At 43.9% G+C, this 17,290-nt stretch carries 14 protein-coding genes; 1 reads left to right on the forward strand and 13 read right to left on the reverse strand.

Annotated features, from left to right (window positions below):
* Positions 1 to 51 precede the first annotated feature (51 nt).
* The 11 genes from MHH56_RS23145 to gmd form a co-directional block, all read right to left on the reverse strand.
* Entirely contained in the window at positions 52 to 1,347 is a 1,296-nt protein-coding gene (locus MHH56_RS23145) for a GHKL domain-containing protein (RefSeq protein ID WP_339204029.1), read from the reverse strand.
* Positions 1,348 to 1,424: 77 nt separating this feature from the next.
* Positions 1,425 to 3,014, reverse strand: a complete 1,590-nt coding sequence (locus tag MHH56_RS23150; protein WP_339204030.1) for a sensor domain-containing diguanylate cyclase — start codon at positions 3,012 to 3,014, stop codon at positions 1,425 to 1,427.
* A gap of 177 nt (positions 3,015 to 3,191) precedes the next feature.
* Positions 3,192 to 3,416 (reverse strand): LuxR C-terminal-related transcriptional regulator, encoded by a 225-nt coding sequence (locus MHH56_RS23155; RefSeq protein WP_006040330.1) that lies wholly within the window; start codon positions 3,414 to 3,416, stop codon positions 3,192 to 3,194.
* A 125-nt stretch (positions 3,417 to 3,541) separates the two neighbouring features.
* On the reverse strand, positions 3,542 to 4,213 hold the full coding sequence (locus MHH56_RS23160) for a class D sortase (protein WP_339204031.1): 672 nt from the start codon (positions 4,211 to 4,213) through the stop codon (positions 3,542 to 3,544).
* A gap of 16 nt (positions 4,214 to 4,229) precedes the next feature.
* Complete coding sequence (locus tag MHH56_RS23165) at positions 4,230 to 4,676, reverse strand: GtrA family protein (protein ID WP_339204032.1); 447 nt, start codon at positions 4,674 to 4,676, stop codon at positions 4,230 to 4,232.
* A complete protein-coding gene (locus MHH56_RS23170) occupies positions 4,669 to 5,670 on the reverse strand; it encodes a glycosyltransferase family 2 protein (RefSeq protein ID WP_339204033.1) in 1,002 nt (333 codons plus the stop codon). The genes MHH56_RS23165 and MHH56_RS23170 overlap by 8 nt, the downstream gene beginning before the upstream one ends.
* Positions 5,671 to 5,781: 111 nt before the next feature.
* A complete protein-coding gene (locus tag MHH56_RS23175; protein ID WP_339204034.1) occupies positions 5,782 to 9,588 on the reverse strand; it encodes a phospholipid carrier-dependent glycosyltransferase in 3,807 nt (1,268 codons plus the stop codon).
* A 224-nt stretch (positions 9,589 to 9,812) separates the two neighbouring features.
* Complete coding sequence (locus tag MHH56_RS23180; protein ID WP_339204035.1) at positions 9,813 to 10,271, reverse strand: hypothetical protein; 459 nt, start codon at positions 10,269 to 10,271, stop codon at positions 9,813 to 9,815.
* Entirely contained in the window at positions 10,225 to 11,040 is an 816-nt protein-coding gene (locus MHH56_RS23185; protein WP_339204036.1) for a hypothetical protein, read from the reverse strand. The genes MHH56_RS23180 and MHH56_RS23185 overlap by 47 nt, the downstream gene beginning before the upstream one ends.
* Complete coding sequence (locus MHH56_RS23190; RefSeq protein ID WP_339204037.1) at positions 11,037 to 12,362, reverse strand: sugar phosphate nucleotidyltransferase; 1,326 nt, start codon at positions 12,360 to 12,362, stop codon at positions 11,037 to 11,039. The genes MHH56_RS23185 and MHH56_RS23190 overlap by 4 nt, the downstream gene beginning before the upstream one ends.
* Positions 12,362 to 13,435, reverse strand: a complete 1,074-nt coding sequence (gene gmd, locus MHH56_RS23195) for a GDP-mannose 4,6-dehydratase (protein WP_339204038.1) — start codon at positions 13,433 to 13,435, stop codon at positions 12,362 to 12,364. The genes MHH56_RS23190 and gmd overlap by 1 nt, the downstream gene beginning before the upstream one ends.
* 194 nt (positions 13,436 to 13,629) lie before the next feature.
* Between gmd and MHH56_RS23200 the strand changes: the two genes are divergently transcribed.
* Complete coding sequence (locus tag MHH56_RS23200) at positions 13,630 to 14,565, forward strand: GDP-L-fucose synthase (protein WP_339204039.1); 936 nt, start codon at positions 13,630 to 13,632, stop codon at positions 14,563 to 14,565.
* 58 nt (positions 14,566 to 14,623) lie between these two features.
* Here MHH56_RS23200 and MHH56_RS23205 read toward each other — a convergent pair whose 3' ends face one another.
* Positions 14,624 to 15,730 (reverse strand): glycosyltransferase, encoded by a 1,107-nt coding sequence (locus MHH56_RS23205; RefSeq protein ID WP_339204040.1) that lies wholly within the window; start codon positions 15,728 to 15,730, stop codon positions 14,624 to 14,626.
* 109 nt (positions 15,731 to 15,839) lie between these two features.
* Entirely contained in the window at positions 15,840 to 17,288 is a 1,449-nt protein-coding gene (locus MHH56_RS23210; protein WP_339204041.1) for a glycosyltransferase, read from the reverse strand.
* Positions 17,289 to 17,290: the final 2 nt, after the last annotated feature.

Below are 17,290 nucleotides of genomic sequence, written 5' to 3' on the forward strand. Positions count from 1 at the left end.
TTTCAGCAAAAGAGGCTGTACTGCATCAGAATGCGGTACAGCCTCTTTTATTTAGATTCGGATTTGAATACGAACCTTGCCTTCTTCATATTGAAATTTAAGCTCACCCTTATATTTCTCCACGGTTCTCCTTACTATAGAGAGACCGTTTCCTCGTAAAACAGAACCCTTTGCTTTCGTAGTAAAACCATATTGGAAGAAGCACTTTTGCTCCTCATCCGTAAGCACGGCTGGATTCTCGATTATAAATATATATTTTCCATGTTCCACTTTACATTGCACTTGAATCTCCTGCGATATATACCCAGCATTTGATTCCACCGCTTCAATCGCATTATCCAACAAATTAGAAAATAATTTGACTAAGTCCATCGACTCTATTTTATCGAATGCATCATAATCTGTAGCGAAGCTGATGATTATATTTTTCGAATGCGCCAGCTCCCTCTTGCTCTGGAACAGCACCATTAAAATCGGATTTTTTATATGCAGCGATAGGTTTAACGTTTTGGATTCCTCGGTTAGCTGTTTTAAATAATCATGTGCTTTATCATACCTTCGGATGTCCATTAATCCATTCAACACCTGGAGATGATTCATGAGATCATGACGACTTGATTTGATGGTCTCTACAATTTTGCCCAACTCGGAAATGTATACCTTCTCAGATTCACGCATGTCCTGATGAAGCCTGGCTTTGTACCATTTGTTAAGCACATAGACACCAGCGAGCAGCAATAAAGCAAACAGGACATCCACTCCGAAAATAAACATATTATTTTGGACAACATACTTGCCCACATGGCCTAAATCCTTCGCAGCGATATCGATCCCCACAACACCAAGCACCGTGCCATCCTCATCAAAGAATGGAACCCCGACGGACATATAGGATTCGCTTATCCTATCATGTAACACTCCTGTGGAATATTTTAGCCCTTTTTTAGCCATCTCCACTTGATTAGAAGGAACGGTACAAGGAAAACCAATCGGTATATCTTTTATATGATTTGGAAATGCGCTAATCATTACTTTGGAAACATCGGTATCATCTAAAAGCAGAATATAAATATAGAGCGCATTTATACGTTTCCGATACTCCTCCAAATACAATTTTATTTTTTTACGATTCTCATCATCCGTTTTGGTTAGTAGAAATTGCTTATAAGCAACTTTATCTAAACCATTTGCTGCATCCGTAGCGATTTCCGTATACTGCTTCGCCAGCGTGATCTCCGCTGACTTCGTTGTGTAGTGATAGGTGGAGATGAGTTTAAGTCCGACAAGCATACTTATTATTGCGATGGATAAAACGATAAAATAAATCATTCTTTTTTTTGTATACACTAGGTCTGGTTTCATTAGCTTAATCCTTTTCAGTACATCAATAATTGATAATAATCAGAAATTTCAGAGGCGGCATACTAGTCAGCCATTACCGTCTTGTTTCTTCCAGCGTGCTTGGCCTTATAGAGAGCTTGATCTGCAAGTAAAAATAATTCATCTGCTGTTTGTGCATGGGAAGGAAACTGAGCTACGCCAAGGGAAACGGTAACCATCTGCTTGAGATGATTTTCGCTGCTCGCCATTGTTGTACGAATTCGCTCAGCAGTTTCAAAGGCAACATTCGGCGCGGCATTCGGCAGCAGGACAACGAACTCTTCCCCTCCGTAACGGCTGCAAAGGTCATCAGGTGATACAGAAAACCTGACAATATCAGCCAAATGCTGAAGCACTCTGTCGCCTTCCTGATGCCCATATGTATCATTAATGGTTTTAAAGCGATCAATATCCAAGACGACGATGGAGTAAGGTTTCTTTTCTTCTATCCATTTTTTCATAATCGTTTCTAACGTTCTTCTATTATTTAATCCGGTCAAAGCATCCGTCATAGCCGCTTGTGTCAACCGATCAGTTTCCGTTTTAATACCGTTCATAGCAAGTATGACCGTGCTCGTTAATAAATCGGCTTCTCTGTTCCAATGATGCTTCATGGCGGGTATGGGAACTTCTTCTTTTCCCATTTTGCTGACGATATTCGCAAGCGTTACAAAAGGTTTAGCCAATCGGCGGGCAAAAAAGGTCGTCACGAGCATCAAAAGAATAAAGGGTATGAGCGTGTATAATAGGATCGCTTGTATATGATTGTTCAACTGCTCCTTCACTATGCTTATTGGTGAAAGCACAACAACCCCCCATTGATTCTCTGGGACGTAGGAGTAACCGGCAAGCCATTTCACACCAACTTCATCTACGGCGAGCTCTTGTCCGCTCTGCCCCTTAATCAACTTCTGAACGATCAGATTCGAGGTACTATCCTTTCCAATCTGACTTTTATCAGGATCGTACATTAAGTGGCCATCTGAACCTACTACATAGAAATAGGAACCGTTATGGTCAAGGTTATCATTACCGAATATCATATTTAGAACGTTATTTTGTTGCAAATAGAGGCTTCCACCGATATAGCCCCGGTATACACCCTTTTGATCAAACAAAGGCTCACTAATAAACACCATGAGATTTTTCGTAGTCGCGCTAGTATAAGGCTTTGACAAATATGGCTTTCGTGACGCCAATGCTTCCTTCGCAGCGGCTGTTTTTATAGGCTCGCCTGCCTTGCCAATCGACGAAGGGGACAGTGTACGCATGACACCATTCTCATCAACTACGACAATCGAATTAAAATAGTTGCTGCTATTGCGAATGAGATCAAGATATTTTCCTGAATCTGATTGCTTCATATCACTATTCAAAGAATAAAAGTCTGCCGCGTTTTTAAGACTGCTTCGCATCGACTCAAATAATGAATCCATTGTCATGCTCATTTTTGATGCGGTTGAAAGATTAAGTGTAAGTGTTGTTTCATACAACGCTTGTTTCTTGGACTGGTAGGATGCAATAAGCAAAATGGTTAACATGAGTAAAACCGAAGCAGAGACTAAACCAATCATTAGCGTCGTCAGGCTCACTTTTCTCTTTTGAATAGCTTGTTTTACATGTAAAAGCGACACAGCGATACCTTCTTTGATTTATGATATTACTAATTATTCGACGAGATTCGACAAATACCTCTTTCCTAGCTGGTTTATTTTCCATAATTAGATAATCAATTTCAATAATTGCCCATTAATCGATTTAAAAAAATAAGACAGCACCTTGTCACAGTGCCGTCCGATTAGGTTGCTATGTTAGATTTGTAATTCACCAAGCTTGATTAGCTCGACAACCGCTTGTGAACGACCTTTTACGTTCAGCTTTTGCATGACATTAGAAATATGGTTGCGGACGGTCTTCTCGCTGATGAATAGTTGTTGTGCAATATCTCTTGTTGTCTTGTCCTGTACTAACAGCTCGAATACCTCGCGTTCACGATGCGTCAATAAAAACTTGCTCTTATGGTCGCTACCCTTCAATGTTTGTCACCCCTCCTTGCGCGGGTTTTTATGGTTTAACAAGGTTAAGGGATACAGTCAACTTATACTATGAAGGGGCGATACCATTGGTGCTGTTATGAAGGGAAAATGGGCTCTGCTGCCCATTATATTTTTGCATGAATGATGAGCCGATGCGTGGGGTTTACTATGGGATCACAGGTGATCAAAGTCAGCAGCTTATCTTTATTGTTGTAATTTAGAACAGATACATCTGTCGGATCTACAATGGATACTTTATAAACGGTGTATGTGAAGCTTTCATCTTTTGTATCCACGACGATTTTATCTCCGACCTCAACTTCCCCAAGCCGATTAAACAGCCTTCCCTTAGAGCGCATCCGATGGCCGGCTATAGCTGTGTTGCCGACTTTGCCTATTGCTGTTGTTTCCTTTAAGTGAGCTGTAGCCGATTTCATATTCTTCTGGGTGGCTCCCTCAACGACAGGCAGCTTAAGCTTTATTTTATCAATCTTAATCGTTGCAATGGGGGCAATCTTCTGTGCTTTTGGCGCCTCTGTAGGAGTTGCTTCTGGTGTAGCTGCTTCCGTCGGCGATTGAATCGGCGTCTCGGTCGCTGCGGATTGCTCGTTGAAGAGATCCGTCAATTGCTCATATTGCTGCTGCGCTTGCTGCTCTGCGCTCACATCAAAGCTCGCCTCATCCCAAGTAGCCATCAGCTTATCCTGCTGACGGTTCTCGTACCATTCATTCGCTTTTGGATAGAGCAATATGAGAATACCAACAATCACTAATGCATAAGAGAGTATTCTTTTCATTTTTCCCCACCTTCCGCTAGCTGGCCTCAGTCTGTGGTCCTTTCGCCTCGAAAACCCATTTCTTGCTTCCGTAAAAGTTAAGCGCAACGGTTACCACCGTTACAATCAGCTTTGAGACGACCTCATTCAAACCCCACCACTCGTTCAAGGCCATAAGCAGCAGTAAAGTAATACCTAGTATGATACCGTTCCATACGATGAATCTCATACCTCTATTTAGCTGCTGCGGGCTTGAAGCTTCATTTTCCCTCTTCCTAAAAGTATATCGGCTATTTAGCACATAGCTGTTAATCATTCCAGCTCCGTATGCAATTACCTGTGCAAGTAAATAATACGCTCCAAACCAAATGAGGAGTGTAAACATAAGAAAATCGATCAACGTATTAAGAAGTCCAACTAAATTGAACTTTACAAATTGTGCGATGAATCCTCTAGCTGCTCGTTTTGATGTTGCGTTAGACATATTTTTTAACCCGATCTTGTTCAGCAGACTCTGAGGATTGATTGTCTTCTTTCGCAGGAAACCCTTGAGCTTCGCGAACGATGTATAGAGGGCGGTTTTTGGATTCTTCATAAATCCGGCCAATATATTCCCCGATTATGCCTAAAAGCATCAATATAATGCCGTTAAACAAAAGATTTACTGCCACAATGGAAGCCCAGCCAGCTATCGTGGTGCCCGTAAACAGCTTCTGGAATATAACGACTAACAAATACAAGAAGCTCGTAATTGATAATGTAAAGCCAACATAAGTGGCAATTTTCAAAGGTTTATAAGAGAAGGAGGTTATTCCGTCAATGGCAAAAGAAATCATTTTTTTCAGCGGATATTTGGTTTCGCCTGCAAAACGTTCTTCCCGTTCATATTCGACCATCGTCTGACGGAAACCGATCCAGCTTACCAAGCCGCGAACGAACCGATTTTTTTCCTTCAAGCCGCGCAGCACATCGCATACCTTCCGGTCGATCAATCGGAAATCCCCCGTATCTACGGGAATATCCACATTCGTTAAGCTGCGCAGCGTGCGATAAAACAGCTTAGCGGTTATTTTCTTGAACATCGTCTCGCCTTTGCGCTTAAGACGTTTGCCATAAACAACCTCAAAGCCTTCCTTCCATTTGGCGATCATATCGATAATGACCTCAGGAGGATCTTGTAGATCAGCATCAATGACGACGATCGCATCACCCTGCGCATAATCCATCCCCGCTGAAATCGCGATTTGATGACCAAAATTACGTGAAAAATTAATCATTCGGACATTTGGATCGAAATCGCAGATCATGGAAATTAATTCGACCGTACGATCTTTACTTCCATCGTTGACGAAAATAAGCTCATAACACTCGTTCGTGCTGTCCATGACCAGCTTCAGCCGCTCGTACGTATGCTCGATAACCTCTTCTTCGTTGTACATAGGAACGATAATACTGTATTTTACAGCCGATTTTTTCATCCAGATACCCCTTTCTTCAAGCAAAAACGCCTTCGGCGTCCTTAGACGCTGAAGTAGCCTTGACGGTGAAATATAAGATAAGTATGAGAAAACGATATACTTTCTTATATTTTAAAATAACCAGCTTGGGAACCAGCGCAGAACATGCTCTACATACCAGCTCTTTACAGTCATACCGGATAGCGCAGGATAGTACATCACAAATAACAATATCGCTACTGCCACAAAAACATTTCGAATCAGCTTAAAGTTTGGCCGTTTCTCTTCGATTATTTTAAACATATAGACCAAGCTCAGAATAATGAACGGCACCATTGCAAAATAGTGATAAAGGAACGTAAGCCTTGTTACAAGCATCCAAGGCACATATTGCGCTAGAAACGCGATCCATATCGTATACATCGCTTTATCTTTCCGTTTGATACTCATCCATATCGTCGCTGCCATCGCAAAAATGCCTGCCCACCAAATAAGCGGATTGCCCATCGCTACAATTGTGGATTTCATACCTGCTGCCATATTGTCGCCTGAGTAATACCATACCGGCCTCTTCATGAACGGCCACTCCCACCATGAGGATGAGAATGGATGCGTTGATACCAGCTTGCTATGATAACTGAACATATGCTTCTGGTAATCAACTAGACTTTTTAAGGTATATCCTTCATCCATTACAGTCAGCACTGGAATGTAAGATAACGCATAAATCGCTAGCGGTATAACGATATAAAATACGAGACATACAGCAAGCGTTATGATCGTATAACGAGGAAATACGTTTATAATATGCTGCAGCTTGTCTTGGCTAAAGCCAGACTCTCTTTTGTTCTCTTTCAGAACTCGCTTGGCAGCTGCATACTCCTTATAACGATCAAATAATGATAAACCGAGCATAATAGCTAAGCCTGCGCCCCCATAGAGCACAATCCATTTGGAAGCTACACCGATTCCAAAAAAGAGACCGGCTAAAAACAACGGCAGCAAAGTAACACTCAGCTTTACCCTGTAGAAGCTTAAGGAATAATATTTGTGCATGAAATAAAACATCAGCATAATGAAAAACACGCCGTAAACGTCAATCGTTGCAATTCTAGTCTGCGTAAAATGCATAAAATCTGCTGCTAGCAACGCAGTCGCCACACCAGCATAAACAGTCGTTTTAAACAGCCTTCTCGCGAATACATACATTAACGGCAGCATTGCAATGCCAAACAGCGTACCGGCAATGCGCCAGCCAAACGGATTAAGCCCAAACAGCTTAATACCGATCGCAATTATAATTTTGCCAAGCGGTGGATGTGTATTCTCGTAAGCTACAATATGCTCCATATGCTCATAAGCAGTACGGGCATGATAAATTTCATCAAAATAAGATCCGTTCATATAAGTCGCTTCATATTTCGCGCGCTGCTGTTCATCAAAGAGCAAAGGTACGCTGCCTCGTTTGGCATCCTTCGCCTGCTCATCATTTATTCCAACGATTGATAACGGTATTTTGTTGCCTTGCTCGTAAAAAGCCATCTCATGCATGGAGAAGCCTGTTTGAACCGTCGTAAGCTTCACATACCGAGCTGCGAGCGCCGCTGGCTGACTGTTCCAAGTAAATACAGCAACATGGCTGCTGTCGACTTCCATGAGATTGTCCCAGTCGGTACCATTTTGACTAAATTCATATTTGTATTTTCCTGTTCCAACTCCGCCAAAGCTGTTGATGCGATCAAGCTGCTTAACCTCGCCCAAATCAACGTAAAAGCTTTGACCAACGGTCGAAGGCTGCCATGCGGTTGTCGGCCCCTTCAGCTCGCCAAGCTGGAATAGCGCGACGACCGCATAAATTAACGTAATCGCACCCATCCATATCCAATCCTTGCGCACGAGTCGTTCATTCTCTTGCTTCACTCGTGAGATCGCTTCAGCTTTGAAAGCTGTTAGTGTCTTGTGATCCGACTGCTTGCGTTCTTCCTCCAGCAGCGGGGCGATAGGCTTCAACCTTCCGCGTGCATAATTATCATATCCGATATATAACAAGTAAAGCATCAATCCAACATTTGCTAACGAGCACAATAGAACAATTCCATTAAAAGGCACGTTCGTGCTCACTTTGCTGTAGTCAAGCACATAAGCAATATTGATGAAACTCGTCAAGCTAAATCCGAAATACACCATCAACATCCTGCGATCGAGCGATTGTATAAAAGCAAAGATTCCAAGCAGCATTACTGGAAACAGATAACGCTCATGCATCTTCGTTACACCCAAAAATACGACAACGATAAGCACCATCGCTATAAAATAAGAGCGCTTTGACGATTCCTTGTCTCGCTTTAACAGTGCAAAAAAAGCGGAGATCGCTACGGCTGCAAAAATGAAGATATTCCCCCATGTTTTGAACGAAAACAGCAGCCACGTATCCGTAATCGGCTTCCAATTGGCATCGCTTAACGCATAGAAGTTGAATGCATTTAGCGTCGCGTACGGATAAGAAGACAAGGTTCCTGAATACAGCTTAATGAGGCCCGACAAGCCGCTGTTGCCCCAGAAGAAAGGCAAAGCGAGCAATATAAACGTAGTGAAGCCGTAAAATGCACTGACCGGAATCTTCTTCCAATCTTTGCGATATACGAACCACAACAGCAGCACAGGCATGAATATAAATGCCTGCGGCTTAATAAGCGCCGCAATTGCAAACAAAACCGAAGCGCGCTCTATTTTATTTTCGACCAGTCCATGAATAGCCAGCACGAGTGCCAGCGCAAATATTGAATCCACTTGCCCCCATGCGGCAGAATCCACAATAATAGCTGGATTGAATAAGAAAAGAAGCGCTAATCCTAACGCTATCGAATAGCCTGCTTTCTTCTTGCCTATCTGGACAATGAAATAAGCAGCAGCCAAATCGGCTAAAATCGCCGGGAGCTTAAATAGAAGCAATGCCGCATTTGATCCTGAATCTAGCGACAGCATATCTTTTATTAAACCTAATACATACAGAATATAAATATAGCCGGGAGGGTAATCTACAAACATTCCCGAATGGTAAAATCCAGAAAGCCCCTGCTTCGCAGCTTGGTCAGCCCAAGCCATAAACAAAGCGATATCATTTGCATAACCACTGCTTGAAACAGCAATCCAGAGCCGCAAAATTAGTGCCCCAAGGAACACGAATACAAGAATGATTTTATGTAAATGTTGTTTCTCGTCAAGCCAGCTTCGCTCTCGAAACAGCTTCTTATAGATAAGTGCAAAAAACAAGGTGAACAGTGCACCAAACAAAATAAGTGGAAGGACTGAGCCGCCCGAAGTCGATGTTTCAGTTCCTTGGCTTGTCTCCGTAGGGACTAAGCTGAACACCTCTGCACCGGATGGCGCCTTAGATACTTTCTCTACACTGACGTCATCAAAATAAGCTTTCCCGGTATTAATGCTCCCGTATCCGCCTAAACTAGCGCTAAAGGTAATACTCTTTTGGTCCTGGCCCGTCTTCGCATAAAATTCAACGTAAGCCCATTTTCCATTTGTATCCTTCACTTCAGGATAAGTTACTGCTACGCCTTCAACGAAAAATAGAGCTCCTGTTGCATCCAAGCCTACTTGTTCCGTCTTCACGTACCCAGAAAATTTATATGTTGTTTTTGGTTTTACATTTATCGTCTGTGTCCACCGCGAGTGATTAGCTTGCTTGTTCTCAAGCACGGCTGAATAAGTTCCTGTATGCGCTTCGGTATTATCAATCGTATACGAAGTAATTTGCTCTTCCTTCAAATACGCATCATGCGTCCAATCGGAAGGCGCTCCCTCCGCAACATTTTCAAAACCGGCATTTTTAAGCAGATTGCTTGCTGCGTTTGATACTGCCGCTGGCCATAGAAGGGTTAGGAGAAGGATGGTTATTGTAGCGCGACTAAACATATTCATCATCGTTCCGATTTCCACCTCATATTTGGAATAAAGTTGTCCATTTTATAATGAAATACAACTTAACTCTATGTGATATTAACCTCATGGTCAATGAAAAAGTGAAATTTCCACCGCTTTTTTAGCACGACGGAAAAGTCGACAGCAATAATAAAAAAGCATCCCTAATGGGATGCGCGAAATGCCACAATGGAATGCATGTTCTTCTGCATACAAGCACTCTCGATTCAGCTTGAGGCTGGAGGCAGCATACCACCCTTTCCATCGGCTATGCCTACGATTTCTGAAGGTTTTCTTATATCCGCGACAACGATATCGTTTTTCTCGCCGATCATGCCTCCCGCCACATAGCTTTTGCCATCTATGACTCTTGTTCCAGCGATATGCCTCATAAAATATTCTGTATTCAACATCGCATCAATGACATAAGAAAACGCAATGCGCACATCGAGCCGAATAATGGTTATCGCTAATCGCCTAGCTGTTGCGATCGCATCCTCCTTAACCGTTCCGATGCCGCCGTCCACAATAAGCGCATGCTTAGCTAGGGTTGTGACCGCAGCCTCGTCTATAACAGGGAACCCCTGCGTAAATCCTATAAGAATATCAGCATTTTTGACGGATTCCGCGATGTTGTTCTCATTGTATATCAGCCCGGTGCTGTACCTTGGAAGAATGGCATTCAAAGCTTGCGCAATGATTGCCCCTGCTGATGTAAACGTCAGCTCCTCGCTCGGCGAGCGTCAACGCAAGCTTTGAGCCTAAGATTCCCGCGCCAATAATCGAAACCTTCTTCTGTTTCAGCTCAGGAACCAGCTCGTTGATTAGAAGATCGCATGCCAGCGAGGTAATATCGTTTCCTTTATAGGCTTTTATCTCACTCTGCAGCACACACGCTTTGGCGACAGTCAGAAAATCACCCGCTTCCGCGTTTTTAGCTTCGGCGTCAATGAAAATGTAATCGACCTTACCATCGGCGTATTCACAAATAGCCTTTACATGCTCTCGCTCTGCAACAATATAGAAACAGACTACAAAAGTCTGCGATTCTCTGGCAGGTCCAATGATAAACGACGGGTTGTTATGCCTCGCGGTAGATCCGATGGTGGCAAGCGCCAATCGATTGCTTTCATGTGCTTTTTTTACACAATCATCAATTGCCCGCATGAAAAGCAGTAACTCCGCTGCGTAGAGAATGACAGCTGCCGCCACCGCTTTAAACACCCTAATGAGTTCGTGCACGCCTGCATATTTCCATAAGGTTTTGTAAGACTTGCTGATGACAAGGAAGAAGTAGCTTGTAATGATAAAAAGTCCAGCAACTGCCACATCAGTAACCGATAATGATTGAGGCAGAAGCTCGCCATAAATCAAATATAAAGCAAACATCCAGCTTCCAAGGAGCAGCAAGCTGTCGATGATGGATAAGACCAGCATCCTTTTTCTATATGTCATACGTCCACTCCGCTGGTCGTCTCTATTTGTACTTCCACTAAAGTAAGCTCCGTTAAAGCGGCTATGCTGTAGCTTGTTGTCGACTCCATTTCCAAGCAATCCCCGGGAGCCACGTTTAGCGGTTTACCATCCACAATCGCTATGCCTTTGCCGGCTTGAACAGTCCATATAACCCTTCGAGAGGACAATGGATCCGGAACATAATGCTCTCCTGTATGAACTACAATTTTTTTCACAAGCGTCTCTCGGTTGTCTTCCAGCTTAAACACGTCCAAAAGGCGATACCAGCCCCAGCGAAGCTCCTCGTACATCAATCGCTGATCGATAGGCTGCATCATTTCCTTAATGCGGGGACTCGCAGATTTATCGGATACGAGGATGCCATTCGGACTTGCTGCAACAACGATATTCGATAAACCAAGCACCGTCACCAAAATATCCAATTCATTAAGCACATGCGTATTGTACGAATCGTCGCTTATAAGACCCTGCCCGATCACATTCGTATCCATTTCCTCCGTCAGCGTGTTCCAAGTGCCGAGGTCCTTCCACTCATTTTCATAGGCGATGGCTCTGAGCTGCTTCGCTTTTTCCAACACTTCATAATCAAAGCTGTTTTTCGGCAGCGCAGCATATTGGCGGGATAATTGTTGATAGGAGGTTGGGTAATTCCGATCGCGTAGAAGCGAGAGCAAATAATCAAGTTTGAAGGCAAACACGCCGCAATTCCATAGTGCGCCATTTTCTATTAGATCCTTGGCAATCAGCACTGGCGGCTTCTCGACAAAACTTGTAATCACGATGCTATTATAAGTTTGTGATGCGAGATTCATAGGAGACGGAATCATATAGCCATATTTCTCAGAAGGATAAGTCGGACGTGATCCAATTAAGGCAACCTCCGCATCCGTTCCTCTCAAAACCTGCTCTAATTCCTTGATCTTTTCGAAAAAATCAGCATTTACATAGGGGTCTACAGGCAGCACGCATACGATCTCGTCCTTAGATGCCTTCACGATTGAATTCAAATAAGCGGAAACCAAAGCAATAGCCGGAAAGGTATCTCTTCTCTCCGGTTCCACGATGATCGGAACTTGGTTGCCAATCTGGCTTCTAATCAAATCCACCTGAGAGGAGCATGTGGCGATATAGGATGAAGCCTCAAGGCCAGCCTCTTGCAGCTGTCTCCACACCCGTTGAACCATCGATTCTCGTTCGCCGTTCTCCCCTTTGAGCACCTTTAAAAATTGCTTCGTTCGCGAGCCGTTCGAGAGCGGCCATAATCGTTTACCGGAGCCTCCCGAGAGCAAAATTATTTTCATTAGCCTCGCGCTCCTTTTAGTGCATTCATATCCTGCATAACCATTTCTTTAACAAGCGCTTGAACATCATATTTAGGTTTCCACCCTAATTGTTTCTTTGCCTTCTCAGGACTTCCGAGCAGCAGCTCAACCTCGGTAGGCCGATAATATTTGGCATCCACGGCAACAACCTCCTTGCCGACCGGAAGCGAATAGGCTGGATTATGGCATGCCTTTACATAGGCCACTTCGTCTTCCTTTTCACCTTTAAATGCTATTTCCACACCGATCTCGGCAAAAGCAAGGCGAACAAACTCTCTAACCTCTGTCGTGTATCCTGTTGCTATGACAAAGTCTTCCGGCTCGCTCTGCTGAAGAATCAGCCACATCGCCTCGACGTAATCTCTTGCGTGTCCCCAGTCTCGCTGCGCATTTAAATTTCCTAAGTAAACCTTGTCTTGCAGTCCATGCGCTATACGGGCTACAGCTTTCGTTATTTTGCGTGAAACGAATGTTTCTCCTCGCAAAGGACTTTCATGATTAAAGAGAATACCATTGGACGCGAACATGCCGTAGGCCTCGCGGTAGTTTACTGTGATCCAATAGGCATACAACTTGGCAACTGCATAAGGACTGCGGGGATAAAACGGTGTTTTCTCGTGCTGCGGAATTTGTTGGACAAGCCCGTAAAGCTCAGATGTGGAGGCTTGATAAATTTTTGTTTTTTGCGTAAGCCCGAGCAGTCGTACAGCTTCCAGTATGCGCAGCGTTCCGATGCCATCTGCGTTGGCTGTATACTCTGGCGTATCAAAGCTGACATGAACATGGCTCATCGCTGCCAAGTTGTAAATTTCATCCGGTTTCACCTGTTCAATAATTCGCACTATGTTTAAAGAATCCGTTAGGTCTCCATAATGAAGAAAAAATCTTTGTTCATTAATGCTGGAATCATTCAACAAATGGTCGATTCTTCCGGTATTCGGCAGAGAGCTTCTTCTCTGCAATCCGTGTACAATATATCCCTTATCTAACAGCAATTCAGCTAGATATGCGCCGTCTTGTCCCGTAATCCCTGTTACAAAAGCAATCTTCAAAGCATCTGCCCCTTCCCTATCATCCCAATTAGTAACATAGTATGTCTCTCAAACGAATTGGTATGGACGTAATGGAAGCTTCTCAAACTCAATTCTATAAATAGGCAAAGACATGCTCACATTAAGAGCCGATTACATAATCTGATAAGTAGAATTATATATTCAGGTTAAATAGGAAAGGTCGGAGGCTGATAATGAGTCAATTGAAAGGGAAAAAAATTATGGTCACCGGAGGCTCCGGCTTCTTAGGCTCGCATGTCGTCGAGCTGCTTGCTAAATACGATGCAGCGGACGTTATTGTACCGAGGAGCCGGCAATATGATTTAACTAGCCAGGCCGCATGTTTGTCCGTCATTCAAGACTATAAACCGGATATCGTCATTCATTTGGCCGCAAAAGTAGGCGGGATTGGAGCCAATCGCGCAAATCCAGGTTCTTTCTTCTATGACAACCTGTCGATGGGCATCCACCTCGCAGAGGCATCGCGCCTCCATGGCGTCGAAAAGTTTGTAGCCTGCGGAACGATTTGCTCTTACCCCAAATTTGCCAATGTTCCATTCAAGGAAGAAGAGCTATGGGACGGCTATCCTGAAGAGACAAACGCACCTTATGGCTTAGCCAAAAAAATGCTGCTCGTTCAGTCTCAAGCTTATCGCAAGCAATACGGCTTTAATTCCATCTTCCTTCTACCCGTTAATCTGTATGGTCCAAGAGATAACTTTGATCTGGAAACCTCGCATGTCATTCCTGCGCTTATTCGCAAATGCTTAGAGGCGAAAGAACAGAATGCTGATTACATTGAGGTTTGGGGCACAGGAATTGCAACAAGAGAGTTTTTATATGTGGAGGACGCTGCAACAGCTATTCTGCAAGCCGCAGAGCAGTTTAATGGCGAAGAGCCTGTCAATATTGGCACAGGCCGCGAAATCTCGATTAAAGAGCTCGTTCATTTAATTGCAGAGAAAACAGGCTATACCGGAAATATACGATGGGATGCAAGCAGACCCGACGGGCAGCTGCGAAGATGCCTTGACACATCCAAAGCAGAGCAGCTATTCTCCTTCAAGGCACAGACAGATCTGCCGGAAGGGTTAGAGAAAACCGTCAAATGGTATATCGATCAGCAATAAATACGGTCATAAAAACAAAAGCCACAGCGACTATCCCTAGTCGCTGTGGCTTTTGTTTTTATGATGCCCGCTTCTTTCCTTTTATTGCGCTCCCTTTTTTCCGTGGCTGGACACTCCCCTTACGCTTGCTCCGGCTGACAGCTCTCCTGCTCGATGCGCCTTTACTACTTTTTTTTCTTCGCATGGCGGTTGTTTTTTTTCCTAACCTTTTACGTCCGTTTCTTCTTAACGGCTTCGTTCTCCCTATGCTTGAAGCTGGTTTGGCAACTGGCAGATTAGCCTGATAATAGCTTGAAACCTCAGCAAAATACGAATTCAACACATTTTCAAGGCTCTGCTGGGAATAATGGTTCGTTTCGATATTTTTTGCCCGAAGCTTATCGAACCAGCTTGTCACCCCTTGAACAAAACCGTCTGTTGCCTGCAAACGTCTCTCGCATACGTCCATATGAAGATTAAGCTCATCCTCCGTAGGCAGGAGCCCCATCTGAATCAGCTGATTGAATACAATTTTTTTCCCGATCATTTGTTGTTCCGCATTATGCTTCGCGCCTATTTGCTCACTATGAATGCGGTAATGAAGCAGTACATCAGGTATATTCGTGATACGGGTTAATTGCGCCATTCTCGACCACAGCTCATAATCCTCCGTATGAGGGCTTTGATAGTCATAGTAAAGCGAATAGCTCTTAACAACGGAGCTCCGCATCATGACCGTTGGATGATTTAGAGAGCAATAAAACAAAAGCCCTGCCTTAATGTCCTCATGGTCGGTTGGATGCTTAACCCAAATATCGGTATGCATATATTTCATCGCTGTGCCGCAAAGGCCTATATCCGGGTATTGATTCATAAGCTCAACCTGCCTAGCCAAACGATCAGGAAAAGCAAAATCATCACAATCCATTCTAGCAATATATTCGCCTTGAGCAAGAACAAGCCCCTTGTTTAGCGTGAAAATAAGTCCGTAGTTTGATCCATTGCTAAAGAAACGGATTCTTGTATCCGAGTAAGAGGCAATGATTGCGGCGCTCTGATCATTGGAGCCGTCATCAATAATTAAAAACTCAAAATCTTGAAATGTCTGATTTAAAATGCTTTCGATTGCTTCGCGCAAAAACAATTCACCGTTATAAACCGGCATCAAAACCGTTACCTTTGGCACCTTCCCGCCTCCTTCTACACACTCACTACTATACAATGAATGATAGATGCAGATGGTTTGGACAAAAGCCTTAGGGCATCTTCATCGTTCTTTCAACAATGTCGCTGTTTCAGTATAATCTCGGATGATTCGCTCGTATTTGCTGAACAATCATCGCATGCTTCTGTCCCGCATCATAGGACAACGAATGGCCATGACGCCGATATAATAACAAGGCTTCATGAATGGCAGTCCCACGCCAGCCCCTCTCGCATAACGAAATCCAGAAATCCCAATCCTCATAGCCGTGTATCATCGCTTCATTGTAACCGCCTACTGATAACCAAGCACTTTTGCGAACAAGCGACGTGACACAAACAATATTTTCAGAAAGCAAGCGGTTAAAATCAAATTCAGGCGGAATCCAAACCCACGATTGATCGCCGAAATACTCCAACCCGACAGTTGCGAACCCAACCTCCGGTCTCGCTTCTAATATGCGGTAAGCCTTCTCTATTAAAGTAGGCTGTATTTTGTCGTCCGCATCAAGGGGCAATATATATTTCCCTCTTGCTTCGCGTATGCCAACATTTCGTCCATACGGCAGACCGATATTCGTCTGAACATGAATGACTCTCGTTTTTGGCCGCTGAAGGCGTTGAAGCACATCGATTGTGTACGGGTCGGTAGAGCCGTTATTTACGACAATAATTTCAATTTCTTGAAAGATCGAGTTTAAGCAAGAATCTACGGCTTCCTCCACATATTGGCCGTAATTGTAACAGGGAATGACGATGCTTACGATTGGCGTGAGCTCAAGATCTTGACCAAGTCGCCTGCGTAGCATTCTCCTAACCTCCCATTCGTCTCGCAGCCAGCTGAGCCATAGCTTATCCAAGCGGTTCTCGTGAAACAACTCTGGATGGTTACTCACAATTTGTTTACTGAGCAGATCATGCTTGGAACCATCCGAATCGGCGCTTAATACACGATAAGCCAGCGGGGCGTCATTTACGGCTATACTGATCCAGCCCTTTTTCGAAAGCGAAATCCAAAAGTCCCAATCCTCATAACCATCCGTCATCCCCTCGTTATAGCCGCCAGCTTCAAGCCAAGCCTGCTTCCGAAAGAGAGCGCTTATGCATATAATATTTTCAGCTAACAAGCGGCCAAAATGAAAGACCGGCGGCTCCCAGCTATAATGAACAGCCCCGAAAGTATGATAGCCTGGCGAAGCAATGCCTGCCATTGGATTTTGCTCAAGCAGGCGAATCGCCTTGTCAAGAAAGCTGTTATGGAGCAAATCATTTGCATTCAGCGATACGATGAAGTCGCCCTGCGCTGCCTTAATCCCCGCATTCCTCGCAGCCGGGAGTCCACTGTTCCTCTCATAAATGACTCTCGTCTTTGGTTTATTTAAACTAGTTAATAGATCGATCGTCGCTGGCTCTGTTGATCCATAATCCATGACGATTACTTCAATCTCCGAATAGGAAGAAGCTAAGCAGGAATCGATGGTTTGTTCAATAAATCTACCCTCATCAAAGCACGGGATTACTATGCTGACCTTCACATTCATCG

It is taken from the genome of Paenibacillus sp. FSL K6-3182 (assembly GCF_037976325.1).
In the GTDB taxonomy this organism is placed as follows: domain Bacteria; phylum Bacillota; class Bacilli; order Paenibacillales; family Paenibacillaceae; genus Pristimantibacillus.

Excerpts from the sequence above, each read along its gene's own strand:
- MHH56_RS23170 (WP_339204033.1), bottom strand. The coding sequence starts at position 5,670 with ATGAAAAAATCGGCTGTAAAATACAGTATTATCGTTCCTATGTACAAC.
- MHH56_RS23210 (WP_339204041.1), bottom strand. The coding sequence starts at position 17,288 with ATGAATGTGAAGGTCAGCATAGTAATCCCGTGCTTTGATGAGGGTAGA.
- MHH56_RS23175 (WP_339204034.1), bottom strand. The coding sequence starts at position 9,588 with ATGATGAATATGTTTAGTCGCGCTACAATAACCATCCTTCTCCTAACC.
- MHH56_RS23200 (WP_339204039.1), top strand. The coding sequence starts at position 13,630 with ATGAGTCAATTGAAAGGGAAAAAAATTATGGTCACCGGAGGCTCCGGC.
- MHH56_RS23190 (WP_339204037.1), bottom strand. The coding sequence starts at position 12,362 with ATGAAAATAATTTTGCTCTCGGGAGGCTCCGGTAAACGATTATGGCCG.
- MHH56_RS23185 (WP_339204036.1), bottom strand. The coding sequence starts at position 11,040 with ATGACATATAGAAAAAGGATGCTGGTCTTATCCATCATCGACAGCTTG.
- MHH56_RS23165 (WP_339204032.1), bottom strand. The coding sequence starts at position 4,676 with ATGTCTAACGCAACATCAAAACGAGCAGCTAGAGGATTCATCGCACAA.
- MHH56_RS23160 (WP_339204031.1), bottom strand. The coding sequence starts at position 4,213 with ATGAAAAGAATACTCTCTTATGCATTAGTGATTGTTGGTATTCTCATA.